25 protein-coding genes and 1 tRNA gene are annotated in these 24832 nt (G+C 39.5%); 9 read left to right on the plus strand and 17 right to left on the minus strand.

Features of this window, described 5'->3' with window-relative positions; translation table 11 throughout:
* Window positions 1–48: 48 nt before the first annotated feature.
* Window positions 49–573 carry an NUDIX domain-containing protein gene (locus tag K1720_RS10440; protein ID WP_251949145.1) on the plus strand — a complete coding sequence of 175 codons (525 nt, stop codon included), beginning with the start codon at window positions 49–51 and terminating at the stop codon, window positions 571–573.
* Window positions 566–919: an Mth938-like domain-containing protein gene (locus K1720_RS10445; RefSeq protein ID WP_251949146.1), complete on the plus strand. Its 354-nt coding sequence runs from the start codon at window positions 566–568 to the stop codon at window positions 917–919. Before K1720_RS10440 ends, K1720_RS10445 begins: the two co-directional genes overlap by 8 nt.
* 185 nt (window positions 920–1104) lie before the next feature.
* Here K1720_RS10445 and K1720_RS10450 read toward each other — a convergent pair whose 3' ends face one another.
* Together K1720_RS10450 and K1720_RS10455 are read right to left on the minus strand one after the other, a co-directional pair.
* Complete coding sequence (locus K1720_RS10450; RefSeq protein WP_251949147.1) at window positions 1105–2637, minus strand: hypothetical protein; 1533 nt, start codon at window positions 2635–2637, stop codon at window positions 1105–1107.
* Window positions 2638–2646: 9 nt separating this feature from the next.
* Window positions 2647–3408: an ABC transporter ATP-binding protein gene (locus K1720_RS10455; RefSeq protein ID WP_251949148.1), complete on the minus strand. Its 762-nt coding sequence runs from the start codon at window positions 3406–3408 to the stop codon at window positions 2647–2649.
* A 197-nt stretch (window positions 3409–3605) separates the two neighbouring features.
* Here K1720_RS10455 and K1720_RS10460 point away from each other — a divergent pair, with 197 nt between their 5' ends.
* The gene (locus K1720_RS10460; protein WP_251949149.1) at window positions 3606–5120 is read left to right on the plus strand and encodes a dihydropteroate synthase-like protein; all 1515 of its coding nucleotides are present in this window, start codon (window positions 3606–3608) and stop codon (window positions 5118–5120) included.
* A gap of 106 nt (window positions 5121–5226) precedes the next feature.
* On the opposite strand, the gene K1720_RS10465 is transcribed toward K1720_RS10460, so the two are convergent.
* The gene (locus K1720_RS10465; protein ID WP_251949150.1) at window positions 5227–5526 is read right to left on the minus strand and encodes a DUF3216 domain-containing protein; all 300 of its coding nucleotides are present in this window, start codon (window positions 5524–5526) and stop codon (window positions 5227–5229) included.
* Between the two features lie 5 nt (window positions 5527–5531).
* Window positions 5532–6293, minus strand: a complete 762-nt coding sequence (locus tag K1720_RS10470) for a YchF/TatD family DNA exonuclease (protein WP_251949151.1) — start codon at window positions 6291–6293, stop codon at window positions 5532–5534.
* Window positions 6294–6373: 80 nt separating this feature from the next.
* Here K1720_RS10470 and K1720_RS10475 point away from each other — a divergent pair, with 80 nt between their 5' ends.
* A complete protein-coding gene (locus K1720_RS10475; protein WP_251949152.1) occupies window positions 6374–7324 on the plus strand; it encodes a DUF835 domain-containing protein in 951 nt (316 codons plus the stop codon).
* On the opposite strand, the gene K1720_RS10480 is transcribed toward K1720_RS10475, so the two are convergent.
* Window positions 7301–7564: a DUF504 domain-containing protein gene (locus K1720_RS10480; RefSeq protein ID WP_055283351.1), complete on the minus strand. Its 264-nt coding sequence runs from the start codon at window positions 7562–7564 to the stop codon at window positions 7301–7303. The two genes, K1720_RS10475 and K1720_RS10480, sit on opposite strands and share 24 nt — an antisense overlap.
* Entirely contained in the window at window positions 7561–8250 is a 690-nt protein-coding gene (locus K1720_RS10485; RefSeq protein ID WP_251949153.1) for an MBL fold metallo-hydrolase, read from the minus strand. The genes K1720_RS10480 and K1720_RS10485 overlap by 4 nt, the downstream gene beginning before the upstream one ends.
* Before the next feature lie 176 nt (window positions 8251–8426).
* Here K1720_RS10485 and K1720_RS10490 point away from each other — a divergent pair, with 176 nt between their 5' ends.
* The gene (locus K1720_RS10490; RefSeq protein WP_251949154.1) at window positions 8427–9479 is read left to right on the plus strand and encodes a M20/M25/M40 family metallo-hydrolase; all 1053 of its coding nucleotides are present in this window, start codon (window positions 8427–8429) and stop codon (window positions 9477–9479) included.
* A gap of 44 nt (window positions 9480–9523) precedes the next feature.
* Entirely contained in the window at window positions 9524–9721 is a 198-nt protein-coding gene (locus K1720_RS10495) for a hypothetical protein (protein ID WP_251949155.1), read from the plus strand.
* Between the two features lie 119 nt (window positions 9722–9840).
* Here the strand turns inward: K1720_RS10495 and K1720_RS10500 are convergent, their stop codons facing one another.
* From K1720_RS10500 to mtnA, 3 genes are read right to left on the minus strand one after another with little or no spacing between them, the layout of a single operon-like run.
* Window positions 9841–12612, minus strand: a complete 2772-nt coding sequence (locus K1720_RS10500; protein WP_251949156.1) for a DEAD/DEAH box helicase — start codon at window positions 12610–12612, stop codon at window positions 9841–9843.
* A 29-nt stretch (window positions 12613–12641) separates the two neighbouring features.
* The gene (locus K1720_RS10505) at window positions 12642–13784 is read right to left on the minus strand and encodes an iron-containing alcohol dehydrogenase (protein WP_251949157.1); all 1143 of its coding nucleotides are present in this window, start codon (window positions 13782–13784) and stop codon (window positions 12642–12644) included.
* A 27-nt stretch (window positions 13785–13811) separates the two neighbouring features.
* The gene (gene mtnA, locus K1720_RS10510) at window positions 13812–14876 is read right to left on the minus strand and encodes an S-methyl-5-thioribose-1-phosphate isomerase (RefSeq protein ID WP_251949158.1); all 1065 of its coding nucleotides are present in this window, start codon (window positions 14874–14876) and stop codon (window positions 13812–13814) included.
* 343 nt (window positions 14877–15219) lie between these two features.
* Between mtnA and K1720_RS10515 the strand changes: the two genes are divergently transcribed.
* Entirely contained in the window at window positions 15220–16395 is a 1176-nt protein-coding gene (locus tag K1720_RS10515; RefSeq protein ID WP_251949159.1) for a cell wall-binding repeat-containing protein, read from the plus strand.
* A 93-nt stretch (window positions 16396–16488) separates the two neighbouring features.
* Window positions 16489–17010, plus strand: coding sequence for an NTPase (locus K1720_RS10520; protein WP_251949160.1), 522 nt, complete (start codon window positions 16489–16491; stop codon window positions 17008–17010).
* Here the strand turns inward: K1720_RS10520 and K1720_RS10525 are convergent.
* The 4 genes from K1720_RS10525 to K1720_RS10540 form a co-directional block, all read right to left on the minus strand.
* Window positions 16990–19203, minus strand: coding sequence for an alpha-amylase family glycosyl hydrolase (locus K1720_RS10525; RefSeq protein ID WP_251949161.1), 2214 nt, complete (start codon window positions 19201–19203; stop codon window positions 16990–16992). The genes K1720_RS10520 and K1720_RS10525 overlap by 21 nt on opposite strands.
* 63 nt (window positions 19204–19266) lie before the next feature.
* Entirely contained in the window at window positions 19267–19986 is a 720-nt protein-coding gene (locus K1720_RS10530; RefSeq protein WP_251949162.1) for an ABC transporter ATP-binding protein, read from the minus strand.
* Window positions 19979–20977 carry a FecCD family ABC transporter permease gene (locus K1720_RS10535; RefSeq protein WP_251949163.1) on the minus strand — a complete coding sequence of 333 codons (999 nt, stop codon included), beginning with the start codon at window positions 20975–20977 and terminating at the stop codon, window positions 19979–19981. Before K1720_RS10535 ends, K1720_RS10530 begins: the two co-directional genes overlap by 8 nt.
* A gap of 89 nt (window positions 20978–21066) precedes the next feature.
* Window positions 21067–21144 (minus strand) — tRNA-Glu (locus K1720_RS10540).
* Window positions 21145–21230: 86 nt separating this feature from the next.
* Between K1720_RS10540 and trm5b the strand changes: the two genes are divergently transcribed.
* Complete coding sequence (trm5b, locus tag K1720_RS10545; RefSeq protein WP_251949164.1) at window positions 21231–22223, plus strand: tRNA (guanine(37)-N1)-methyltransferase Trm5b; 993 nt, start codon at window positions 21231–21233, stop codon at window positions 22221–22223.
* On the opposite strand, the gene K1720_RS10550 is transcribed toward trm5b, so the two are convergent.
* From K1720_RS10550 to K1720_RS10565, 4 genes are read right to left on the minus strand one after another with little or no spacing between them, the layout of a single operon-like run.
* The gene (locus K1720_RS10550; protein ID WP_256468521.1) at window positions 22210–22938 is read right to left on the minus strand and encodes a nucleotidyltransferase domain-containing protein; all 729 of its coding nucleotides are present in this window, start codon (window positions 22936–22938) and stop codon (window positions 22210–22212) included. The two genes, trm5b and K1720_RS10550, sit on opposite strands and share 14 nt — an antisense overlap.
* Complete coding sequence (locus K1720_RS10555; protein WP_251949166.1) at window positions 22904–23368, minus strand: DUF192 domain-containing protein; 465 nt, start codon at window positions 23366–23368, stop codon at window positions 22904–22906. Before K1720_RS10555 ends, K1720_RS10550 begins: the two co-directional genes overlap by 35 nt.
* A gap of 59 nt (window positions 23369–23427) precedes the next feature.
* Entirely contained in the window at window positions 23428–23988 is a 561-nt protein-coding gene (locus tag K1720_RS10560) for a 2-oxoacid:ferredoxin oxidoreductase subunit gamma (RefSeq protein WP_251949167.1), read from the minus strand.
* Window positions 23985–24830, minus strand: coding sequence for a 2-oxoacid:ferredoxin oxidoreductase subunit beta (locus K1720_RS10565; protein ID WP_251949168.1), 846 nt, complete (start codon window positions 24828–24830; stop codon window positions 23985–23987). The genes K1720_RS10560 and K1720_RS10565 overlap by 4 nt, the downstream gene beginning before the upstream one ends.
* Window positions 24831–24832 lie beyond the last annotated feature (2 nt).

Raw genomic sequence — 24832 nt, forward strand, 5'->3', positions numbered from 1 at the left:
ACAGCTGTTGAATCCCACATGAGTTATTATTAAGCAAGGTGGCACAATATGGAAAGGTATATCCTGCTTATAAAAACTCCAAAAGGATATAATATCACATCCCTTCGAGAGGAGATAAAAAAACTCGTTGAGACTAAACATCCTCAGGTTAGAGTAGAGACATATCAGTGTATAGGTTTGACTGTAGACTTAGTAATCCTCTATAAAAATGGTATAGTTCTAATACAGCGCCGTAATGAGCCATACAAAGGCCACTGGGCCCTGCCAGGTGGATTTGTAGAGTATGGTGAAAAAGTGGAAGATGCAGCGATAAGAGAGGCAAAGGAAGAAACGGGCCTTGACGTAGAACTTATAAAGCTCATTGGAGTTTACAGTGACCCTAATAGAGATCCAAGGGGGCATACTGTCACAACAGCTTTTTTAGCCAAGGGGGAGGGAACATTAAAGGGCGGAGACGATGCTAAAGAGGCCAAAGTTTTTGGAATTAGTGAATTAAAAGGCCTTAAACTTGCTTTTGATCATAGAGAAATCATAAACGATGCCTTAAAGTTATTAGGTGAGAAAAATGATTGAGAGAGTGGAATTTGGGAGAATAACTGTGAATGGAGTAGACTATACTCATGATATTGTCATTTACCCTTCCGGAAGGATTGAAAAGCGAAAGAAGTGGATATCCAAAAACAAACATGGTACAAGCCATAAGCTAGACCCTGACGAGTTAAAAGAGTATCTGAGAGAAGATTTTGATATACTTGTAGTTGGAACTGGAATTTACGGCATACTTTCTCTACTCCCAGAGAGCAGAGAACTTATGAAAGGAAAAAGAGTTATTGAGAGACCTACCAAGGAAGCAATAAAAATATTCAACGATCTCAAAAAAGAGGAGAGAGTTCTTGGGATATTCCATATTACCTGCTAGAGCTGCGTGTGAACTACCCCGCCTTAATGGACGGGGCTTCGTGAGAGTTCATTCGGCATCCCCCTTGCCGGTAGCCTCACTCTCACCGGCCGGTTCACACGGCCACTACCGACTATCGCCCTGACGAGCGAATCGCCGGCTACTTTTCAAATTGTCGAACTACTAATTACTATCAGCAAGAGTATTTAAATTTTTCGGTGCCTGCTTTTAGAGTGTTCGCATCCCCTCCCTCTCGGAAGGAGACCTCCCAAAAAGATAAGAAATACCAAGATTAATAGAATTACAAAGCCTATAAACTGACTTATAAAAATATTCTCCAGACTCAAGACAAGGGGAATAGCTATGATTGCGAAAATAGCCCCCACTAAGATAAACATGAAAATAACATGAATCCACTTGAGGTCTGGTATTCCAATCTCCTCTCCGGAATAATGGAAAAAGTACAACATGGTCGTAAAAGACGCTATCAATGGAAGCAAGATTGCATATGGGAATAAAACTACTGCCTTGTAGTCATAATAACTTCCAAGACCTACAAGAGCTATCCCTAACAAAATTGGCACAATGGCCATAGATAAAACTTTTCCAACCACAAATTCTCTCTTTTTCAGGGGAAGTGTTCTTAAAAAGTCCAAGGCTTTCCCTTCAACTTTGAGAACTGCATCAGCGCCAGGAACAGAAAAGAGACCAATCATAAAGAGGAGAGGAAGAACTTCCACTAGACTAAGATGTCCCTCTCTGAAGGAAGAGATAAGCGTTGGGAAAATGATATAAATTGGAAACAAAAAGGCAACGAGCATTGCAGGCTTTCGTAAAAATATCTTAAAATCCTTGAAGGCTACGGCAAGGATTTTATTCCTGGTCTTTGCTTTAAATCTAGTCACGATCTGTTTTTCCGAAACTACAGCAGGCTCTAGTATTTTACCCCATACACTTCTAAGAATCAGGTAATAGAGGAATCCAAATACACAAAAATATGTGCCAAGAAGAACAAGACTCCTTAATGGATCAAAAATAGAGGCTACTGAAAAAGGATATGCAATAAAATATTTCCCAACTATCCTCGCGACCTCTTCTGAATGATCCCGTATATAATACTGAAGGTAGTTCATCACCATGAACATGCCTATAAAGAGGAAGAAAAGCACAATCCTTGCAATGTTTCTAATGGACTGCCCCTTCCCGGCCCTATGCTGAATTTTAAGAGAGAAAAAGTTTACCGCAATGAGTCCTAATGTGTGACCTAAAAAGAGGCCCATAAATACCCAAAAGATCCCAAGTAATCCTGCGTATGGATACTTTGCCATTAAGACGAAGACGCTTGGAAGCACTGTGGCCAAAGCCGGGAAAATCTCAAGCAATAAAAGCCCACTAAGGTATTTCGATCCAAGTCTTACTGGAAGATACTTCAAAGGTTCAAAAATTCCAACTGAGAGAATATAAGAAGTTTGAATCGCAGTCACATACATAGCAAAAATAAAGGGAAGAAGGGATAGAGAGACCATCAATGAAGCAAGAACTATCTTATCATTTGTGAAAATAAAAGTAGAAGCCATTATCAGTCCAAAAGGCAAAAAACCTAAAATTTGTATCCCGACGCCACGCTTAATACTCATTGCATTTTTGATAGCCTTTTTAAACTGCTTTTCATCGTTTGCAATGAGAGGATTCCTTTTAGCTATTTGATAATGGAGTTCACGATAAAGAGTGCCGATCATGAAAATCACCTATAACGCTCCTTTTAAAGCCTGAACTATATTGTAAATCTCCTCCTTACTCTCCGTAAGCTTAAGGAATATGTCTTCAAGATTCTCCTCATGGGCCTTTTCCTTCAACTCCTCTATTGTCCCCTCTACAATAAGCCCTCCTCTATATATCAACCCGATTCTATCACATATCATCTCCGCCAAAGGCAAAATATGAGTAGAAAAGATTATGCTTTTTCCCTCCCTTTTAAACTCAAGTAAGAGCTCTCTTAAGATCCTGGCACTCTTAGGGTCAAGACCATTCATAGCCTCATCAAGAATCAGCACCTGAGGATCATGAAGCAAAGCAGAGATTAATGAAATCTTCTGTTGGGTCCCAAAACTGAGAGTTCCAATAAACTGGTCAAGGTATTCTTCAATTCCAAATGCCTCAACAAGATAGGTGACCCTTTCCTCCAAGACATTTTCAGGGATCCCTCTAATACTAGCAACGAAGTTGAAAAATTCTGCAGGGGTTAGGCTCTCATATAGAACAGGCGTTTCTGGAACATATCCTGAAACTTCTTTAACCTTTATTGGGTCCTTTGAGGGATCAATTCCATTAATATCCACTTTTCCTGCAGTTGGCTTTAATATCCCAACAAGAATTTTCATTGTTGTGGACTTTCCACTTCCATTTGGGCCCAATAGCCCATAAATCTCACCATCATTGACATTAAAACTGATTTTATTAAGTACAATCTTCTCCCCAAACTTTTTAGAGAGCCCCTCAACCCTAATCATGATGTTTACACCTAAATCCGAATAAGTCCACACCATATTTAATAGCTTTCCCTCAATGTTGAACATTTTTTCTATGATATTATCAAAAAGTAAATACTCTAAACATTTCCCTCCTTTCTGCTATGAAGGGCAAGGCTTTCACGTTGGAAGGATGTTTAAGCAAAATCTCTAAATATATTTATCTCCAATACCAAACCATGAAAATTCTCTTAGTAACAGGGAAAATTGCAGAACCCCTAGTAAGACAATATGGAAAGGGATGTGATGTCTTTGTTTGTCCAGTTAGTGTTGCAGCTTTTTTGACTCCAAGAATGATAGTCAATTATCTAAAACAAGCCAAAATAAAGAACTACGACCTAATTATGGTTCCAGGCTTAGTTAAAGGCTCTACTCAGGAGATCGAAGAGGCCTTAGGAATCCCAACTTTCAAAGGACCCAAATATGCATACGACATCCCTCAAACACTCAAGGCTCTTAAGAGTGGTTTCAAACTAAGCAAAGAGACCCCTGCCGATGAACTATTTCAAATTGATGCCCTAAAAAGAATAGATGATATAAAGAACAAGACAAAAAACAAGAATTACATCGAAAAAGCTCTCAAGAAGCCATACAATTTTTTGGTGGGGAATTTGCCTGTTGGGTTGGACTTTCCCCAGAGGATTGTCGCAGAAATCGTAGATGCACCCAAACTTGATCTAAACAAAATCGTAGAAAAGGCTATATATTACCTAAAGAATGGTGCCGACATCATAGATGTGGGGATGATAAGCGGAGAAAAAAATCTTGAATTTATTGAAAACATCCCAGAAATCAGAGAAATGTTAAGAGGAAATGGTTTTGACCCCCCTATAAGTTTTGATTCCCTAAATGAACAAGAACTTGAGAACGCGTTGAACTATATGGATCTTCTTTTAAGTGTGGACGAAGGCAATGTTGACGCTCTTGTTACAAAAAAACCAGTTGTCTTAATCCCAACTAATCAGAAAAAAGGATATTTCCCAGAAAATCCAAAAGAAAGAGTTGAATTTTTAGAGAAACTCAAAGAAAAAGCAATTGATCTTGGTTATAAGAGAATTATCTTGGATCCAATTCTTGAACACATCCCTCATCTAACACGGTCTTTAAGTGCTTTTCAATTCTATCGTGAGAGAAATCCAGAGGACGTTCTATTGGCTGGTGTTGGTAACGTCGTAGAAATGATTGATGCGGATAGTGTTGGCATAAACGCTATTTTGGCCGGAATTGCAAAAGAACTTAATATCTCTTTACTTTTAACCACCGAAGTTAGTCCAAAATGCAGGGGAACCGTTAAAGAACTCAAGAGAGCCCTAGATATGATGCTATTCAACATGCCCAAAGACCTAGGGTTTGATCTTCTCATCCTTAAAGAGAAGAGAAGTGAAAAAGTGGAGTATACCATAGACTCACCTGTTATAAAGGCTAGAGAGAGGGAGATTAAGTTAGAAGACATTTACTTTCGGATATTCCTCAAAGATGATAAAATCTGGGTCATAGCCCATAAGGGCACTGATCAGGTTTTAACCGTTGTCGGGGACAAACCAAATGCAATAATCGACACAATCCTCGAAAACTTCAAAATCTCCCCAAGACATGCCTTTTATTTAGGTAGAGAACTAGAAAAAGCAAAAACCGCCCTTAAGCTCAAACGAACCTATCTTCAAGAAGGTGAGCTATTCAAAGAGTTCTACTAGCGAAAAAATTTAAAAGTAAACGGAGAAGTTATTTTGGCGGGCTTGTGATGAACTTTCCCTACGGCCCGAGCCCTTTGGCTATGATGAATACAGCCAGGGCTGATAGTTAAGTGCTATTATTTCCCTCAAAAAGTGGCACCTTTGCTCTTTTGAACTTCTCTTCAAGCCTTTCTCTCTTTGCCTTCACTTCTTCTAGAAGAGCTTGAACATCTTCGTTCTCTGGATATTTTCTTTGAAAACTTACCAACATTCCTTCAATAAAACCCAAAATCGATATATTTACAAAGTCCTCACCTTTCTTACTTGAAAGTTCTTTTTGAAGAGCTACAAATGAGTCTATCGCCCTTACCATATTCCCTTCTCCAAGCTTTTCACACAAGAGTTTAACCTTTTCAATCTCTTCCATTTTCCTCACCCCAAATTTAGTCTAAAAAATCCTAACGTATTCCTTTCTGTTATCTGTTCAACCTCATCAAAGCTAATTTCCTTGATTTCAGATATTCTTTCAATAGCAACTTTTATGTACTGAGGTTTGTTCTTTTCACCTTTAAACGGACTCATATATGGAGCATCAGTCTCAACAAGAATGCTCTCAATTTCAAGAGCCCTCGTGACATTCTCGATCTCTGGGATAAAAACTATACCTGTGTTTATGCCAATAAAATGGCCATTTTCAACAATTTCCTTAGCAACATCGATGTTTCCACTATATGAGTGGAAGTAAGCCTTTAACCCTCTTCTTTGAACCATTTCAAAAGCTATTCTTTCAGCATCTCTAGCATGTATGACTACAGGGAGCTTTAATTCCTCCGCAACACCAAGAAAATAGTCAAATATCGCTCTCTGGTTTTCTCTTTCTTTTTCCGTCTGGGCATAGTAGTAATCAAGACCTATTTCCCCAACCGCAACTATCTCATCCTTATGTTGCCAAATAAAATCCTCTACCTTTTTGACCTTCTCCCAGTTACCTCTTCGAGCTTCATTAGGTGCAAATCCTAAAGTGGGGAATATAAAGTCAAAGTAAGGTTTCAAAAGTTCCCAACTTTTCCACACATGAAACTTTCTGTACTCAGTTATAGAGTCCACTATAGCTTTTAATTCTTCTTTACTCTCCATTATAATGAGCGAAACGTCTCCCTTAAACATCTCCACGTGAGCATGAGCATCTATCATCCTTTACCCTCCTAACGCCATAGCCTAAATCATAGAAAAGCTTTTCTATTTGAACTGACTAAAAAGTAGAGGGGGATAGAATGGAGATTTGGTCACATCTAATACAGAACGATCAAATCATTAAGTATCTTAAAGATAAATCTCCAAAGGAAATTCTGAGTTATTTAATACCCAATAAAGAAAAAGAGAGCGAGTATTACAAAAAACTTGCTGAAAACTGCCAAATAGAGAGTGCAAAAGCCCTCTTTTCTATGCTTTCTGAAGAAAATCTCAAACATAGAGACGAACTTTATAACGAATTCAAACTTCTTTATCCAGAAGAAGAACCAATAGAACTTGACTTACCGCTTCTTGAGATCAAACCTCCTCAAAAGACTTTGACTAGTGTTACTGAGTATTTAAAGGTTCTCCGTGTATGCATGAACAATGAACTGCTAGAAAAAGAGATTTATGAAATTTTAGCAAGGGTTTCCATAGATGAAAAGTTGAAGTTAATTCTTTCCCAAATGTCAAGAAAAGCGCAACAACATTATGAGGAATTAAAAGAACTCTATGACTTGCTCCTTGCACTATCTGAAGATGAAGTTAAGCTCAAGGAACCTTCGCCAAGAGGATACCTTTTCTCAAGCAAATTCAAATCCCGTTACTTCCTTATGAACATTTTAGACAACAGAAAAAGCATGGTCATAACACGAGATGACCCAGAAACTATTAAAGGGCTCTTTAAGAAGGAGATAGAGGTTTACTGGATAACAAACGTTCCTGTAATCGGTTCAATTTCACCAGAGCGCTTTGAAGACTCCAAGAAGTTCATGATAGACTTTTTGAAGCAAGGAAACACCATACTCGCGATAGAGGGAATTGAACACCTTAATGCCAAAATTGGGTTCAAGAAACTCTTTGAAATACTGACATACCTAAAAGACCATGCAATTGTGAGTAAAAGCTTTTTGCTAATTTCTGGAGATTTGAACACATTTGAAGAAAAGAATAAGGGGCTTCTAATTTCAGAATTTGAATTTATCTCCTAATCCACGTTTTTTCCATATTATTTTCCCATCTTTTCTAACTACTGCAAGGATTCTATGGTAGGGAATTTGTGTATCTTCAATGAAAAAATACCCATGTCCAAGAGTTATCAGTTTGACAGGAATCTTTTTTATATCTCCATAAGCGCCCCTATGTTCTATGACGATATAGTAGTCCTCCTCATTTTCACGAGGATCATATTTAAGCTTGGATAGCACTTCTTTAACAAAGCCCTTTCTCACTCAATAACCCCCAAGTATTTTTGAATATCCTTAAGATTCTTCTTCCAATCAAGTATGGGCCTCCCATGCCCAGGCAGGGCAATATCTACTTCAATCCCCTCTAATTTTTCTAAAGAAGTTACGAGGTCCTTAAAATCCCCTGTTGGCAGATCAGTTCTACCTACAGAGCCCTTAAATAGAGTATCCCCTGTAAAGAGGAGCTTCTCTTTGGGTTCATATATACAAACGCTACCTGCTGTATGGCCAGGAGTATGAAAAACAATCAATTCTTTCCTCCCAATTCTTAAGACATCTTTATCTTTAATAAATAGATCCACCCTTTGGGGAGCAAACTTTCTTCCATAAGCATAGGAGAGTATGACGTAATCATCACCTTTCTCAAGAATTTCTGCTGCAACTTCATGAGCTGCAAAACTCACTTCTAACCCCATTTTTTCAAAAAATTCTTTAAACCTCCTGTTACCCCCCACATGATCGAAATGTTCATGCGTGCTTAAGATAATAACACGTCTAAGTCCCCTAAGGTAATCTTCACGTTCAAAAACCTCAAAATACTTGTGCCAGTAAACTCCGGTCCCGGTATCTACTATAAGACCCTCTTCTCCATCACGAAAGAGGTAAATATTTGAATCATATCCCACTCCTCTGAGCATGACAGTATTAGGGGGTATCTCTATAGGAATCATGTTGTTCACCTCAAAAAGGCTCAAGGGGGGACCGCATCCTCATCCGAGGACTTGTCCCGTCAGGAGGGATGAATCTCTTCATCGCCCAAGGATAGTTGATGGAGGATAAAATAAACTTTTCCTCAACCCAAAGTGTTTATAAGTACGAAAATCGCATTTTCACTCAGGTGACCAAAATGAAAGCCGAACGGGCAAAAGAGATTTTAGTTGAGTTATTAAAGATCCCCTCACCTTCAGACCATGAAGATCGCCTTGCTTTACACATAATGGAATTTCTTCATAAACTTGATTATGAAGTTCACATAGAGAGTGACGGAAGAGTAATTGATCTAGTTGTCAATCCCGAAGCTGAGCTCTTCTTTGAAGTCCACATGGACACAATAGATATAAGAGCAGAACCCTTTGTGAGAGGAAACATAGTCTATGGTACTGGAGCAAGTGACGTAAAAGGTGGACTTGCCAGTGTACTTCTCATGCTAGAGAGTCTGAAAAAAGAGAATGGCGAACTAAACGTTGGAGTCGTCTTTGTGAGTGATGAAGAAAAAGGCGGAATGGGCTCAGCATTGTTCATGGAACGTTACAAACCAAAGATGGCTATCGTACTTGAGCCTACAGACTTAGAAGTACATGTAGCTCACGCAGGTAACATTGAAGCATATTTCGAAGTAGATGGAAAAGAAGCCCATGGTGCCTGCCCAGAGAGCGGAATAAATGCAATCGACCAAGCTTACAAAATGATCGAAGAACTTAAAGCTCTTGAACCCTTTAATCAGAAGGGTAAATACTTCGATGCGTACATTGGCCTTCAAGAACTGATATGTGAGAACCCATATTATTTAATCCCCGCTTTATGTAGGGGACGGTTTGAGGCAAGATTATTACCAGAGCAAGAGGTCGAGGATATTCTAGACCTCATGGAGCCAATACTTGAAGAGTACACTTCCAAATATGAATACACTGAGATATGGGATGGATATGAACTTGAAGAGGATGAAGAGATTGTGCAGATAGCTAAAAAGGCCATGGATGCAGTGGGTCTAGATGAATTTGGAGGGATGAGAAGCTGGACAGATGCCATAAACTTTGTGTACAACGGTACAAGAACTATTGTCTTCGGGCCAGGGAACCTTGATATCTCACACACCAAGCATGAACGTATAGATGTTAGAGACGTTGTAAGTGCCAGTGAATTCCTGAAAAAGGTTAATGAGATTTACGGTCAGAGCTGACTTTTCTTTTGTTCTTTTTGTATTTCATAGTCTTGCGGGGCTTGATGAGAGGGCCTTTTGGTCTAGATTTAGAGGACTTCGAAAGGCCTAATAATTATCTTGATAAAGATTATCTTGGTGAAGATAATGTTTACAAAACGAAGAGAGGAGTTCCGTTTCCTAGAGGAACTGTACCACTCGGGAAGAAAGGAGGTTCTCATACTCTACGGCAGACGGAGGGTGGGAAAAAGCCGATAGATTAAAGGAACTTTGAGGGTCTTAAAAAACCTGAAGCTCTGGAAGAATATCCCCTTACATGAGAAGAGCGGTGGAGATGTAATTTCTTTTCCCTAAACCGACTAACCATAAACATCCATAAAACCTAATTCCCTTTGTTCTCCCTTTTATCCACCCAAAAGCGTCTTGTACGTATAAATTCTCTCTCCCGTTCCAACAGAGCAACAAGCAATGCTTCCCCTCTATATTGGCTTAAGATTCTTGCTGCTGTATCTGCCCCGACGCCATAGCTCGCCAAAGCTAGAACGGCATCAAACCCATAGGCCTTTACAAGATCGCTTGCTTTTATTAGCCTCCGATAAGCACTTTCCTCTTCTTTCTCTAGTTTTTCCCTACGTTTAAACTTCTTTAAAGCCGAAATAAAGAGTTCAGCATCTATTGGATGGGCTACAGCTATCATTAGGGAAGAGCATTTGGGACACTGTAAATCTTTAACTCGGTTTTTTAAACGTGAGACTCTTGTAGTGCTCCTCCATCCACAATTTGTGCATACTAAAGCTACTTCCGTGTTTAAGAGACGCTCTTTAAAGAGAATTAATATTTCATCCTTTTCCAGTTCCCCACTTACCAGAAACTCCCCACCAACAGTTAAGTTAAGAGCTGCAAGTGGAGATGGTTCTCTTCCCAGATTTACTTTGATTCTAATTTTACCCTCCTTTAGCGCCCTTAAGACTGTTTCTGCCTGTTTAATATCTAATTTATCATGGAAAAGTTCATTTAAAGTCTCTTTCTCAATAACTGTACCTTCAAAAAGCCTCTCGACTTTTCTTATTTTAGCCTCCCTTCTTAGAGTCCCCATTCTTTTTGCCACATTGAGCATTCTCCACCGATAGGCCGTGCTCCCTCTCAATTCTCTAGCTATCACAAACTCAAGAACCCTGTGGTCTTGGAGGAGGTAGTTCTTGACTTCATTGGGGTTAAGCTGGAACGGAGTGTGAAGTACTATCGCATGAGCTTGAGCTTTCATTGCAAATACTTTGCCATACTTTGCTGTCAAAAATGCCATGAGAAATCTTCCAATACTCTCGTTAACCTGGTTTCCAAAATCAGCATGAATCACAAGGGCCTTTGGAATGGACTCTATCCCAATGTCCCTATCCGTTCCTAAAGGTTTTTGCTTTTCAAGAAGTGTCCTCACAAATTCAAGCTCTTTTTCATCAAAATCTACATTTGATATTACTCTTTTAGCAGAGGCAAAATCAAAAAGAAGATCTCTTTTAAGTTTTCCAACTTCAATAGCCACCTCAAACGGCACGGGAATCATCTCGCCTTCCCAGCTTGGAACTGCACTTTCTAAGCTTTTACTTTCCCTAACTTTAAGAAGCCTACTCTCCTCATCTATCCCCAAAATTATCCAGCTTCTTCCATGCATGATAAACTCCATCCCTTCTTCAAGATCCATCACAAACTTCTCATCCAGACGACCGACAATCTTACCAGTTTTGACGTCAAAAACCCTGTAACTGATTTCATCTGGGATTGTGGAAAGATTCTCATAATAGTACTGATATGCCCCTCTTCTCAGGTATAATAGTCCGCTCTCCTCATCATAACCTACTAACCTAGCATCATTTAACATGTTTAGAACTGCACCATAGTCGTCCCAGCTTAGGTTTCTATAAGAGTACGCCCTTTTAGCTATTTCAAATGGGACTTCTCTTGGGAGTTTTTTGTGTTCTATTAGAAGCCCAACTATGAAATGGGCCAGAACATCTAGAGCATTTTCATATGGTCTCACGGCTTCAAGCTTACCTTCCAAGGCCCTTTTAGCAATTATCAAACTCTCTAAATAGTCTTCCATATTTGTTGTGATGATATAACCTTCGCTTATCTCTCCTACCCTATGTTTTGATCTCCCAATCCGTTGGACAAGTCTATTTACCTGTCTTGGACTCATGTACTGGATTACAACATCCACATCTCCTATATCTATTCCAAGCTCCATTGAGGATGTACACACAAGGGCCTTTACTTTCCCCTCTTTAAGAGCTCTTTCAGCTTGAATTCTAGCCTCTTTTGAGAGACTCCCATGATGAACCTCAACTGGCTTTCCCCAAGCCTTAAGTCTATGAGCTAAAATTTCAGCAAACTGCCTTGTGTTTGTAAAAATCAGGGCTCTTTCATATTTCTCTATTATTTCCCAGAGAACCCCCAACCTAGTAGCAACCTCTAATGGGATGCTCAACTCCTTAGAAAGCTCAAAGTCCTTTTCATCTGGTTGTGGAAACAAAACCTTAACTTTGTACGCCTTAGCTATCAGTGGCTTCACGACAGTATCAGCCTTAAGCCATGTTTTGATTTCTTCCTCATTCCCCACAGTCGCAGAAAGTCCAATTCTCTGGAAATCAGCTATTTCTGCCAATCTTTCAAGAGCTAGGCTAAGTTGTATTCCTCTTTTATTATCAACAAGCTCTACTATTTCATCAACAATCACAAACTTGACATTGGATAGAGCTTTACGAAGAGACTTCATTGTAAGAATAACTCCAAGAGTTTCAGGAGTTATTATCAACATATGAGGAGGCTTTTTAACTTGTTTAGATTTTCTATAGGCAGAAGTGTCCCCATGTCTAACCTCTACATCCAAATTGAGTTTTTCTCCCCACCAGACTAACCTGTCAAGTAAATCTCTGTTAAGGGCCTTTAACGGCGCTATATAGAGAACAGAAATTGGTTTCAGACCTTCTTCAAGGATTGCATTAAAAACCGGCAATACTGCAGCCTCGGTCTTTCCACTACCAGTAGGAGCAACTATTAAAACACTCTTTCCAGAGCTAACTTCTTCAAAAGCATTCATTTGGAGTTCATTAAGCTTCCCAAATCTCTCTTTTATTGCTCGTTTTAAAAGAAAGTGCATGATAAAAAAAGTGAAAGAGGGTTTAAAAACTACTCGGCATAATACGCCTTTCTGTAGAGCTCTTTGATGTCATCCACACTTGGTTCAACAGGGTTAAAAGTGACTAAAGGATCAGCATAGGCCATATCCGTCATTTCAGCAAGTTTCAGAAGGAATATATCCTCATTCACTATGTCACTCAGCTTTGGAACCCCAAGCATTTCATTGAATTCCTTCATGACTTCAACAAGCTCTTCAGCTGTGTTAAATCCAACCTCTTTAGCTATCTCGGTATACTTTCTCCTTGCATATTCACTTTTCATGTTGAATTCAATTACATATGGCAGGAAAATCGCATTAAGTAAACCATGTGGAGCTATCCAAGCAGCTTTATGACTCATGCTATGACATATACCCAGACGAGCATTTAAAAACGCTATTCCAGCCATTGTTGCTGCATAATGTATCTTTTCTCTAGCTTTTTCATCTCCTTTAACTGACAGCGGAAGCCACTTAAAAACAGTCTTTATGGCTCTTATCGCCATGGCATCACTGAATGGAGTTGCTACTTTGGTAGTATATGCCTCAATTCCATGAACTAAAACATCCAGACCTGAATTCCTTGCCACTTCCTCTGGCATTGTTCTTGGTAGCCGTGGATCAAGAATTGCATATTCTGGAGCAATCTCGTAGGAGACAAGGTTGTATTTTACTCCGTCTTTTCTTAGCACACTCGCGGCAGAAACTTCGCTTCCAGCCCCACTTGTAGAAGGTATTGCCACTAATGGAGTTTTAAGTTTTGGTATAACCTTTACAGGCTTTGTAAACCTACTAAAAAATGCTACCTCTTCAAAACTAACTTCTGGTGCATCATAAAAGACCTTTACGGCCTTTGTGATATCTATTACACTTCCCCCTCCAAGAGCTATGAGCAAATCTGGAGAAAAAGCCCTAACCCTCGGAATTAACTCTTCAACATCTTCATAATCAGGCTCAGCAGGCAATCCTTCTATGGCATCTACCTCGGCTCCAGCTTCCTCTACATAGTCCATAACCTCATTAAGGAATCCGTGGATTCGCATGGATTTGCTCGAAAGTATCATAACCTTCTCATAATTTCTCGCAATACTCTGAACATATCGAAGACTATCTTCCCCAATTATTATCCTTGTTTTTAAGCCAAAGAACTTCATATCCCCTCACCATGGAAAATTAAAACGTTATTCAAAGAGTTTCTTTAAATTTCTCTCGAAAGGAGGATAGACCACCCCTTTGTCAGTGATTATTGCTGTGAGGTATTTGTGCGGAGTTACGTCAAAGGCCGGATTGTAAACATCGACATCTGGAGCTATTTTACATCCCCCGCATGTTAAGACTTCCTCCTTTGGTCTCTCTTCAATTGGGATTTCTTTACCACTCTTAAGACTCATGTCTATTGTTGACAACGGTGCAATCGTGAAAAAGGGTATGTTGTGCTCTTTTGCAAGTACTGCTAAAGAGTAAGTCCCAATCTTATTGGCAAAATCACCATTTGCCACAATTCTATCTGCCCCAACAATTATTGCATCTACTCTTCCCTGTTGCATTACAAAACCGGCCATATTGTCACTTATCAGTTTCAATGAAATCCCATCATAATGATACTCCCAAGCTGAAAGTCTGGCTCCCTGGAGAACTGGCCTTGTCTCATCCACCCATAAAAGCCTCAATTTACCTTCTCTGTGCATTACTCTCAAAGCTGCTCCTACTGTACCGAGATGCACTGTTGCTAAACTTCCAGCGTTACAGTGAGTTAAAATGTTTCCTTCAGGAAGAATTTCAGCCCCATAGTGGCCCATTCTGAGGTTTGCTTCTACGTCCTCATCTGCTATTTTATGTGCTTCTTCAACAATCAGGCTTTTTATTTTATCAAGGCTCTCCTCTCTGTGTTCTTCCACAATATCCTTAATTCTATTAAGAGCCCAGAAAAGATTTACAGCTGTTGGCCGTGTATTCTTTAAAACTTCAAAAGCTCTGTAGAACTCATCTAAAAACTTCTCTTTATTTTCCATTTTACTCTTTTCAGCAAGCAGTGCAAGTCCATAAGCAGCAGTTGCACCTATAGCCGGAGCGCCCCTAACCTGTAGAGTTTTTATTGCTCTAGCCACCTCTTCAACAGTCTCCAATGATATTACTTTAAACTCTTTTGGAAGCAAGAGCTGATCGATTATATGAACCTTCCCCTCTCTAAATTCCACGCTTCTAGGAAGTCTCGTCAATTCCTCAGGTTTATACTTTATTTTCATTCCAACCACCACCATCCTTTCTTCACTGAATGATTTAAAGTTTGCTTTTACATTTTTCTTTTGAAAGCCTCGTCCTTTAGGGCGGGGAGGAGGTCAGTCAACAAGTTTTTAGCCCCAATACTGTTTCATTGTCTAAACTAAAAGATTAAGTGTAGGATTCTCATAAAGGGGTCTTATAACCCTCTTTAAACATTCGTAAACACTTAAAAACGGTATTTAACGATGAGGTACTCAAACTCCTTTAAAATAGATTATTTTTGAACAAACAAAAACTAAACAAAACGATTTCACGAAAAAAGCTTAAATAGATGTTTTTACTTAATAATAAGTGAGGTGATATAACATGGTGGCGAAAAAAGTATTTGCTGGACTGTTTGGAATCTTCCTTTTGCTAAGCATAGTACCCACCACTACCGCAACTGAAGAAAGTGACCTCACTCTTGTAATACTCGTAAGTAATAATGAAGCTGACCTAACACTCGCACAAAAGTTAGGAGAGAGCATGAACCTCACAATATTCATAACATCGTGGGGAGTGTACGACCCAAACCTAACAGCGGAAATAATGAGCGCTGCCCCAGATAAGGTCTTAATCATAGGTGGCCCGGCGGCTGTGCCCAAGGACTATGAGGAAGATTTAGACGATATGGGAATAGAGTGGGCAAGAATATGGGGAAATGACAGATATGAGACAAATATTAAAGTGCTAGAGTATGTTTTGGAAAACTATCCAGAGATTCTAGATAACGTTAAGATCATCATTGCTCACGGCCGAGACATAGGCGCCTTCAAGAAAATTAAGGTCGAAAAGGCTTTTCCTGTGTATATAGACACTAACAAGACTGAGAACCAAACTCAGATACTCGCCATGATCAAGGTAACTCATATTGTAATAATAAAAACCCCATTTTCAGAAAATGTGACGGAAATGATGGAAAAAAGAATAAGGAAAGAGCTGAAAGTCAACGTAACCAAAGAGGAAGCCAACATAACAGCTGAAATGGCATGGGAGGCCATAGAAATTGCTGAGAACAAAACATTACTTGCTAAGGAGCTATTGGAAAACGAGAATGTGAAAGTTCCAGCTGCAGAGAGACTTCTACTCCTTGCCGAGAAGGAACTTGAAAATGCTAAAGAAGCATATGGCGAAGGAAAATACGGAAAAGCCTATGGCCAGGCAATAGCAGCCAAAGCACATGCAGAAGCAGTGATTAGAATGGCAGGTGAAAAACGAGAAATCATGCTCAAGACAAACCAAACCCTTAGAATCGAAATCAGAATAGAGAAACTCGAAAGAATCATGACAAAATTCGAGAAAATAGGACTTAACATGACAGAAGAAAGAACACTACTTGAGGAACTCAAGAATGCCTTCAAAGAAGGCGAGTACGAACGAGCGGAAGAGTTAATTAACCAGTTGAGAGATATGATAAAAGAAAAGTTCCACACAGAGAAAGCAATGATAAGAGAAAAATGGAAAGAGAGAGAAAAGAATAAGCACAGACACGACAAGGGTTAAATAGATAAAAACAAACTGAACAATCCCTGCTTCATTATTTATTTTTCGACAAATTATTAAATCCTCTTTTCTTTATACTCTTTCGGTGAGAATATGAAACTCTTCGTAACCGGGTTACCGGGAGTTGGAAAGACTACTCTTGTTTTAAAAGTTGCAAAAGAAATGCAAGGCTTGGGCCTAAAGATTGGAGGGTTCACAACACAAGAAGTAAGAGAGAAAGGTAAGAGAGTAGGATTTAAGATTAAAGCAATAGACACTGAAGAAGAAGGAATCCTCGCATGGGTTGGAGAAGGATACCCCCGAGTTGGAAAATACGTCGTTAATCTTGAAGACTTAAATAGAGTCGGAGTATCTGCGATAAGAAGAGCAATAAGTGAAGCAGACCTTATAATCATTGATGAAATAGGTGCTATGGAATATAAAAGCAAGGATTTCGCTATGATAATCAATGAAGTTCTCAAAAAAGACAAACCTCTCTTGGCAACAGTGCACAGAAGATATACTGAACGCTTTAGAGGGATGGGAAGACTCTACGTGCTTACCACTGAAAATAGAGAAAAAATTAAAGATGAAGTTGTCAAAGAACTGAAAACATTATTCTCTTTCAAGGACTAAAGTTATTACTGGCGGAACTTCTATTTCTCCCTCGAAGATTCCCTCTTCAGTTGGCCAGACGAGTTTCCACTTCCCAGGGGGAAGTACAATTGAAGTTGAAGTTTTTCCATTGTTTGCTAAAACTAGAACTTCATTTTCGTGCCCTCTGAAGAACGCTATCACACCATTCTTTGCTGTGTAAAACTTTATTGCACTGCTTGTTAATGCTGGAATCCTCTTTCTCAGCATCCCTAGTCCTCTATAATGAGTAAGAACTTCTTCGTTCACCTTATCCCACTGAATAGGATATCTATGAGCATCATAGTACTCTTTTTCACCCAAAATTCCTCTTTCATCACCTTGAAAAGTTATTGGAGCTCCAGGCAAGCTATAAAGCAATGTAGAGAGCATTTTAAGTCTTTCTATTGCTTCTGGCTTTGGATTTTCCCCAAATCTTCCTCCACCTAGATCGGTTAAGAGTCTTGACGTATCATGGGAACTAATGAGGTTAAAGCCCATAGCTACAACATTTTCACCATAGCTGGCAAAATATCTTCCAAGCAGTTCAAGAGTTCTTTCCCCATTCCATGTGCCCAATGCATAATTGAGCAAAATATCTCTTCCAAGAGCATAGTTCATCAGAGAATCAAACTTATCTCCCTGAACCCACTTAGGTGAAAGCTGCCAGATCTCTCCCACAATATATGCATCAGGATGTTTTTCCTTAACCCTTTGCCTGAGCTCTGAAAAGAATTCATCTGCATTTATAAGCTCATTTGGAACATCAACTCTGATGCCATCGAACCCAAAATCAAGCCAATAAAGAGCTGCGCCTATAAGATATTCCTTAACTTCTGGATTCATTGTATTAAGCTTTGGAAGGCTTCCAATGCCCCACCAGCCTATGTAAGCTTTACCATCACCGAGTTTAAATGGCCATTTTTGAATAAAATACCAGTTCCAGTAAGGACTTTCCTTCCCCCTTGATGCTACATCGAGAAATGCCCAATGCCCAATTCCACTGTGGTTAGGCACGAAGTCAAAAATAACCCTAATGCCCCGCTTATGAGCCTCTTCAAGGAAAAGTTTAAGCTCTTCTTCCGTTCCAAACTGTGGATCAATGCGATAGTAATCATAAATATCATATCCATGCGCACTTCCAGCAAGGAAAATCGGATTGAGATAAATGAAAGTTACTCCAAGCTCCTGAAGATAATCAAGCTTCTCAAGTATTCCCCTAATATCTCCACCAAAATACTGATGGCAACAGTGGAGAGGTGTTATTGGGTCACTCCAATTGGAAAGAATTGGCCTATCCTCTATTAGTTCATTAAACCAAAATTCGTCTGTTTGCAACGCCAATGCATCATTACTTGGATCTCCATTGTTAAATCTGTCCGGAAAGATCTGATACCCTACTCCTTTACTTACCCACTCTACTTGGGGGAAGTCGTTACTGCCATCAAAAGAGAAAAATGCGTCTGTTGAAGTATTCAGTACAAGAAATTCTTCATTATCAGGTGTTGTGAGCTTGATGTAGTACTCAATCGGCTCAACAAATGGAAGTTCTACCCTCCACATCTCTCCTGAACCCCACCACAGTTGGAGCGACATCTCGTATTCTCCCAAGTTTGTAACTAGTACTGCTGACTGCACTTGACCTGGTTTAGTTTTAAACCTCACAACTGTTCTATTATCTGCTACACAGAGATAAGCAGGATCCCCAGGATTATGTTCTAGGACAAACCCCATGCTACCTTCAACAATCCTTACGGCATTCTTCCCGCCAAATCCATCATCTACGTACTCGTCAGCTTCTGGATCCACTGGATTACCATACTTGTCAGAAGACATATCCTTGACCCACTCTCCATTGATGAAAAACTTGTATTCATATCTTCCCGGTTCAAGGCAGACTGTTATGCTCCATGCTCCATTTTCCTTTTGCATTGGCCATTCCGCCCAGTCATTAAAGCTTCCCCTGAGACTTACCGAGGTTATAGATTCATTCTTCGGTGGCATGTATGTGAAGGTCACAGGCACTTTGGAAGCTGGACATTGAGAGGTGTCTTTCTCGTTAAGATAAATAGTTGTGTAGTTTCCTTCTGGAAGAACGAGAGTTTCTGTTTTAATATTTGTTTGAGTTATGCATCCAGCGAAAGTTACGCTAAGTATTAACAGAATAAAAATCAGGCTAAGATGTCTTTTTTCCATAGCCTAGTATCACCCTCAGTGAATATTGATGATGTCTTATATTAGGTTTTTGGAAAGCAAACATTAAAATGCAGTGACAAGCCTCAGTCCTTCAACATCTTTTATCCTTGCTTTCACATGGTAAACCTCTTCCAGAGTTTCTGGAATGAGCTCTGATGGGCTGCCCATCCAATGCACTTTCCCATTATTGAGAATTAAAAGATTATCCGCATAATTCAAGGCAAGATTCAGATCATGCATAACAGCTATAACAATTTTCTCCTCTTTCAGTTCTTTTAAGAGGTTCATTACCTGAAGGGCATGATTAAGGTCCAAATGAGATGTGGGTTCATCAAGCAGCATAACTTCGCTTCCTTGTGCCAATGCCCTTGCTATCAAAATTAACTGATATTCTCCACCACTCAACTTTGTTACCAGTTCATGGCTCCTATCTCCCATCCCAACTCGCTTTAGAGCATCTTCCACACTTCCTCCGGTGGCATAAGTTCCAAGTTCAACAAACTCTTCAACGGTGAAAGCAAATTCTGGATAGGACGTTTGAGGAACATAAGAGATATAGTAAGCTCGCTCTTTCGGTTTTAAGCTCAAAAGATCTATACCATCCAATTTTGCATAGCCTTGAGGCTTTAAAATTCCAACCAAACACTTGAGAAGGGTTGATTTTCCAGCCCCATTAGGCCCTACAATGGCCAGAAGTTTTCCCCTTTTAGTTGAGAAGAAAACATTCTTAAGAACTTCCTTTTCCCCATAGGAAAAAGATACTTTAACTTCAAGCTTAACCAAGGAGCTCACCCCTCTTCTTCTTCATCAAAAGGTAGATAAAAAAGGGAGCACCAAAAAGGGCAGTTATTATTCCTACTGGCACTTCAGTAGGACTGAGTAAACTTCTCGCAATGAGGTCAGCAAAGACCATTAAGCTACCTCCAAAAAGCGCAGATGCTGGAAGTAATCTCTTATGGTTAGGCCCAAATACCAATCTCATGGCATGAGGACTTATTAGACCCACGAAACCTATTATCCCACTGGTTGCTACAGCAAAAGAAGTGAGAAGCGATATAACCCCTATAATGAGTTTTCGATACAAATTGATATCCAGCCCAATTGAAATACTCTCTTCTCCCAAAAGAAGCAAATTTAATTCTTTCCAGCTTAGAAACAGGAACAATGTTCCTAAAACCGACGAGAGCATGACCACTCTTACTTCCTTCCACATCGCTCCATTGAAAGTTCCCATAAGCCAGAAAATAACATTATGGATGCTCTCTCTTCCCACATAAAGAAGATAAGAGGTCAAGGCACTTGTGAAAAACCCAAGTGCGATTCCAGCTAAAAGCAACGTATCAACTGGGATATGTCCATTTACCTTCGCAATCCTGTAGACCGTGAAAACTGCCAATAGAGCACCGAGCAAAGCAAAAAAGCTCATATAGTGGGGAAAATAAAGGGCCGCTATTGAAGCCCCTACTGCAGCGCCTCCGCTTATTCCGATAATATATGGATCTGCGAGCGGATTTTTAAAGAGAGCTTGAGAAGCCGTACCAGCAGATGCCAAGCTTACTCCAACAAAATACGCTAATAAAACCCTTGGCAGTCGTATTTGAAGCACGATATAAGTATTGCCTTGAAGTGAATTTGGATCTGAAAATGCAATTTTCAAAGTTTTCAAACTGAATGACGAAAGAATTTCTCCAAAGGGTATCCTAACAGAACCCACAGCTATTCCCAAGAGTATTAAGACAATAGATGAGAGCAATAGGAGTATTAACTTTTTCATGTTCCCACTGGATTATTTATCCAAATCATAGTTTAAAAGCTTAACTTATTCTAAAACTAGATGTTTTTGATTACCATACAGAAGGATTTTGGTGCCCCGGCCGGGATTTGAACCCGGGGCGCGGGCTCGAAAGGCCCGCATGTTTGACCGGGCTACACCACCGGGGCGTCCAATATCCTAACCTCGAGATGCATTTAAAAACTTTTCGCTCAAAACCCTTTTAAGTACTGATTATAGGTATCAGTGAGGAGAAATGTTAGGGGTAAAAGTTCCAAAAAAAGAGGCAGAAAAAATAAGAAAACATCTTTTAGAGCTTAATGTGCTCAACAATAACTTTAAAATTAAACATCAAGACGAGTTTGTAATCTTCCCCATAAAGAAGAGAGTAGAAGGGTTTGAAATAATTGAGATTACTTTTGAAAAAGCCATGAAACGACCACACAGCTACCGAGAAGTTGTGAAGATACCTTCAGAAGTTTATCCCCTCCTCCCATCTTCATTCGATATAATAGGCGACATAGCCATAATAGAGCTTCCTGAAGAGCTTATACCCTATGGAAAAAACATTGGAGAAGCAATATTAACGGTTCACAAACATATAAAAGCCGTGTTTGCAAAAGGTAGTAAAATTGTAGGAGAATACAGAGTTAGAGAACTCATCCATCTTGCCGGAGAGAACAGAACTGAAAGTATACACCGAGAAAATGGAATACGGCTAAAACTCGATGTTGCCAAGGTTTACTTTTCCCCAAGACTTGCAACAGAGAGAATGAGGATATTCAAAAAGACCCAAGATGGAGAAATAGTTTTTGATATGTTTGCTGGAGTTGGGCCGTACTCGATACTTCTTGCCAAAAAAGCAAAACTCGTTTTTGCATGTGATCTCAACCCATGGGCAATTAAATATCTCGAAGAAAACAAAAAGCTGAACAAAGTTGAAAACGTTATCCCCATACTTGGAGATGTGAGGAAAGTTGCAGGCCAGATAAAAGCAGATCGTGTAATAATGAATCTCCCCAAATTTGCCCATCAATTCTTAAAAGAAGCCATGAACAGTGTCAAAAGCGGTGGAGTTATTCATTATTATGGCTTTTCTCATGAAAAAAACCTCTTTAAAGAACATGAAAAGAAAATAAAAGAGATTGCAAAAGAACTTGGAAGAGAAGTCAAAACAATAGATCAAAGAAAGATTAGACCCTATGCACCTTATCAGTTTAACATCGCAATAGATTTTATAGTATTTTAAACCTTTTATTTGAAGCTCTAATAGTTTTTAGCATCTTTTCACATCTTGAAATGATGAATCCTTTCAGAAAAGGGCCACTAAAGGGCATGCTCCTGCCATTAATGTACGCCTCATAAATGGAAAGTGCTTCCTTATCCCCAAGACTCTGTAGGATCTTTAATACATCACCTTTCTTTAAGCTCTCCGCACCATTGATTAAGGCAAGTAGCCTAACTGCTTCACCTGCAGTTATATGAAGCATCTTTAGGTTTTCATTATGTCTCTCTGCTAGTTTGAGAAGTCTTTTTGCTCTCCACTCAATAAGCTCTTCAAATCTATATTTTGGAAGTAGCTGGGCTATCTCATCCCCATAAACAACTATGTGGTTCTCTAGGAAGTCTTTTTGATAAATTGTTAAAAATTTAAAGGGTACTCCCTTGTTAAGCGGATCATGTAGATTTCCCAAAAACTCCCACGCAAGGTCAACTTCAACTGGATTTAAGGATTTTATACATTCCTCTAAAATCGACCTTAGATCAGTCAAAATGTCCTCATTATCCCTGATAACTACAAAAAAATCAACATCACTTACCTCTTTCACAAAATCTCCTCTTACAAAGGAACCATATATGATTAAGGAATAGATCTCGCCTTTAAGTCTCTTGTCCTTTTCGATTCTACTCCTTATGCAATTGAGTACCTCACTTTTCCTTAAGCTTTGGTTTGGGATCCGCAAGGCTGATCACACCATTTGAGGTTTTTACGTTTATCTTGTTAAGCGCTCCTACTGGTGAAGGTATGGCTTGCATGTCCTCCTCAATTTTCCAGTCTATTTCATCTCCTATTTCAGCATTCAATACGTTTATAACCCCCACGGGAGTTTCAATAATGTATTTTGCTCCTTCCTTTGGTACATACACTCTCCAAGGCTTTGCTCGCTTGAGATCTACGACTCTTCTGGAAGAATCAAGAAATATCACATCTATGCTCTGAAGCATGAAGAACATGTGTATAGAGGCTCTTATCCTGTTCTCAGAAGGTAGAATAAAAAGAAGGGCATGATCAATATTTGGAGTTAGCATTAACCCCTTAAATCGCTTGAAAAATGTATCTGCAACTTTTACTCTTCCATTCCATACTTGGTTCTTAGTTTTGTTTATCAGCATACTAGAAGAAATAGCAGGACATTCATAATAAATCTTGCGGAGAAAGAAAACAAGGAAAATTAAAGTTCCCCATTAAGAGCTTTTTCCCCGAGCTCAAAACCCTTCTTTAAAGCCCTTAGATTAAGGTGCTCTGTACCCTTAGGAATTGAGTCAAGCACAGCTTTTTCTATTGCTTCATCACTCACTATGCCAGTTAATTTCACCAAAAACCCGAGAGTAAGAATATTCATTGTCAAACTGAGACCAGTAGTTTCTTCAGCTATTTCAGTTAAGGGAAGCGCATAAACTTTGAATTTTCTCTCGAGTTCTTCATTTCTGTTTGGAACGAGGTCTTTCTCCACTATGACTATACCACCTTCTTTAACAACGGGAAGGTACTTTTCATATGCTTGTTGGGAGAGAAGGAGTGCATACTCTGGATTTAATGCCTTTGGGTAATCTACAGGTTCATCACTTATAACCACTTCCGCTCTGCTTGCCCCTCCTCTAGATTCTGGACCGTATGCCTGAGTTTGAACTGCATAAAGACCTTCATATACCGCTGCAGCCCTTCCAAGAATGACACTCGCCAAGATAACCCCCTGACCACCAAAGCCACCTATGAGAACTTCTTTTCTCATTCTTCCCACCCCATCATTTTTCTTGCCCTCTTTTTGTATGCCTCGTACTCTTCTACCAGACTTGGTCTATCTCTATCAATAAATTCTCCAATTACAACCTTGCCTTCAAGTTCTTCTGGAGTCATGTTCTTTGCTTTACTGATAGGCACTGTTATTTGTTGGTACCATTTTATCAGCTCTGTACCTGTCTTCAATCTGTTCCTTCGTCCAAAGCTTATCGGACACTGTGAGAGGAACTCAACCAAAGTAAAGCCTTTTTTCTGAAGGGCTTTCTTTATACTGTTTATACCCTGGATGTAGTTAAAGACACTCCACCTTGCAACATAGTTGGCTCCAGCAGCTACAGCAAGCTCGGCTATGTCAAATGGGTTCTCAAAGCTTCCATAAGGTGCTGTAGTCCCCCTAAGCCCTTTTGGTGTTGTTGGAGCCACCTGCCCCCCTGTCATACCGTATGTAAAGTTATTGATTAGAATCACTGTAATATCAAGATTTCTCCTTATAGCGTGAATTAGATGGTTACCACCTATTGCTGCTGCATCTCCATCCCCCATAAAGGCGATTACCTTAAGCTTGGGGTTGGCCATTTTTATTCCTGTTGCGAAAGCTAATGCTCTCCCATGAGTTGTATGCAAACCATCAAAGTTAACATAACCTGGAACTCTTGATGAACATCCTATTCCACTTACCCACACAATCTCATCCTGATTCAATCCAAGATCATCGATAGCCCTAAGAGTATACTGCAAAACAGCCCCTATACCACAACCAGGACAAAAAATTGTTGGAAGCATATCTTTTCTAAGGTACTTATCCCTAATCTCGTAACTTGACTTTAGATACATTC

This window comes from Thermococcus argininiproducens, from assembly GCF_023746595.1.
Lineage (GTDB): Archaea > Methanobacteriota_B > Thermococci > Thermococcales > Thermococcaceae > Thermococcus_A > Thermococcus_A argininiproducens.

Excerpts from the sequence above, each read along its gene's own strand:
- K1720_RS10520 (WP_251949160.1), top strand. The coding sequence starts at position 16,489 with ATGAAACTCTTCGTAACCGGGTTACCGGGAGTTGGAAAGACTACTCTT.
- K1720_RS10535 (WP_251949163.1), bottom strand. The coding sequence starts at position 20,977 with ATGAAAAAGTTAATACTCCTATTGCTCTCATCTATTGTCTTAATACTC.
- K1720_RS10495 (WP_251949155.1), top strand. The coding sequence starts at position 9,524 with ATGAGAGGGCCTTTTGGTCTAGATTTAGAGGACTTCGAAAGGCCTAAT.
- K1720_RS10445 (WP_251949146.1), top strand. The coding sequence starts at position 566 with ATGATTGAGAGAGTGGAATTTGGGAGAATAACTGTGAATGGAGTAGAC.
- K1720_RS10490 (WP_251949154.1), top strand. The coding sequence starts at position 8,427 with ATGAAAGCCGAACGGGCAAAAGAGATTTTAGTTGAGTTATTAAAGATC.
- K1720_RS10460 (WP_251949149.1), top strand. The coding sequence starts at position 3,606 with ATGAAAATTCTCTTAGTAACAGGGAAAATTGCAGAACCCCTAGTAAGA.
- K1720_RS10525 (WP_251949161.1), bottom strand. The coding sequence starts at position 19,203 with ATGGAAAAAAGACATCTTAGCCTGATTTTTATTCTGTTAATACTTAGC.
- K1720_RS10485 (WP_251949153.1), bottom strand. The coding sequence starts at position 8,250 with ATGATTCCTATAGAGATACCCCCTAATACTGTCATGCTCAGAGGAGTG.
- K1720_RS10505 (WP_251949157.1), bottom strand. The coding sequence starts at position 13,784 with ATGAAGTTCTTTGGCTTAAAAACAAGGATAATAATTGGGGAAGATAGT.
- trm5b (WP_251949164.1), top strand. The coding sequence starts at position 21,231 with ATGTTAGGGGTAAAAGTTCCAAAAAAAGAGGCAGAAAAAATAAGAAAA.
- K1720_RS10465 (WP_251949150.1), bottom strand. The coding sequence starts at position 5,526 with ATGGAAGAGATTGAAAAGGTTAAACTCTTGTGTGAAAAGCTTGGAGAA.
- K1720_RS10470 (WP_251949151.1), bottom strand. The coding sequence starts at position 6,293 with ATGATAGATGCTCATGCTCACGTGGAGATGTTTAAGGGAGACGTTTCG.
- K1720_RS10450 (WP_251949147.1), bottom strand. The coding sequence starts at position 2,637 with ATGATCGGCACTCTTTATCGTGAACTCCATTATCAAATAGCTAAAAGG.
- K1720_RS10555 (WP_251949166.1), bottom strand. The coding sequence starts at position 23,368 with ATGCTGATAAACAAAACTAAGAACCAAGTATGGAATGGAAGAGTAAAA.
- K1720_RS10500 (WP_251949156.1), bottom strand. The coding sequence starts at position 12,612 with ATGCACTTTCTTTTAAAACGAGCAATAAAAGAGAGATTTGGGAAGCTT.
- K1720_RS10560 (WP_251949167.1), bottom strand. The coding sequence starts at position 23,988 with ATGAGAAAAGAAGTTCTCATAGGTGGCTTTGGTGGTCAGGGGGTTATC.
- K1720_RS10565 (WP_251949168.1), bottom strand. The coding sequence starts at position 24,830 with ATGTATCTAAAGTCAAGTTACGAGATTAGGGATAAGTACCTTAGAAAA.
- K1720_RS10455 (WP_251949148.1), bottom strand. The coding sequence starts at position 3,408 with ATGATTAGGGTTGAGGGGCTCTCTAAAAAGTTTGGGGAGAAGATTGTA.
- K1720_RS10515 (WP_251949159.1), top strand. The coding sequence starts at position 15,220 with ATGGTGGCGAAAAAAGTATTTGCTGGACTGTTTGGAATCTTCCTTTTG.
- mtnA (WP_251949158.1), bottom strand. The coding sequence starts at position 14,876 with ATGAAAATAAAGTATAAACCTGAGGAATTGACGAGACTTCCTAGAAGC.
- K1720_RS10440 (WP_251949145.1), top strand. The coding sequence starts at position 49 with ATGGAAAGGTATATCCTGCTTATAAAAACTCCAAAAGGATATAATATC.
- K1720_RS10475 (WP_251949152.1), top strand. The coding sequence starts at position 6,374 with ATGGAGATTTGGTCACATCTAATACAGAACGATCAAATCATTAAGTAT.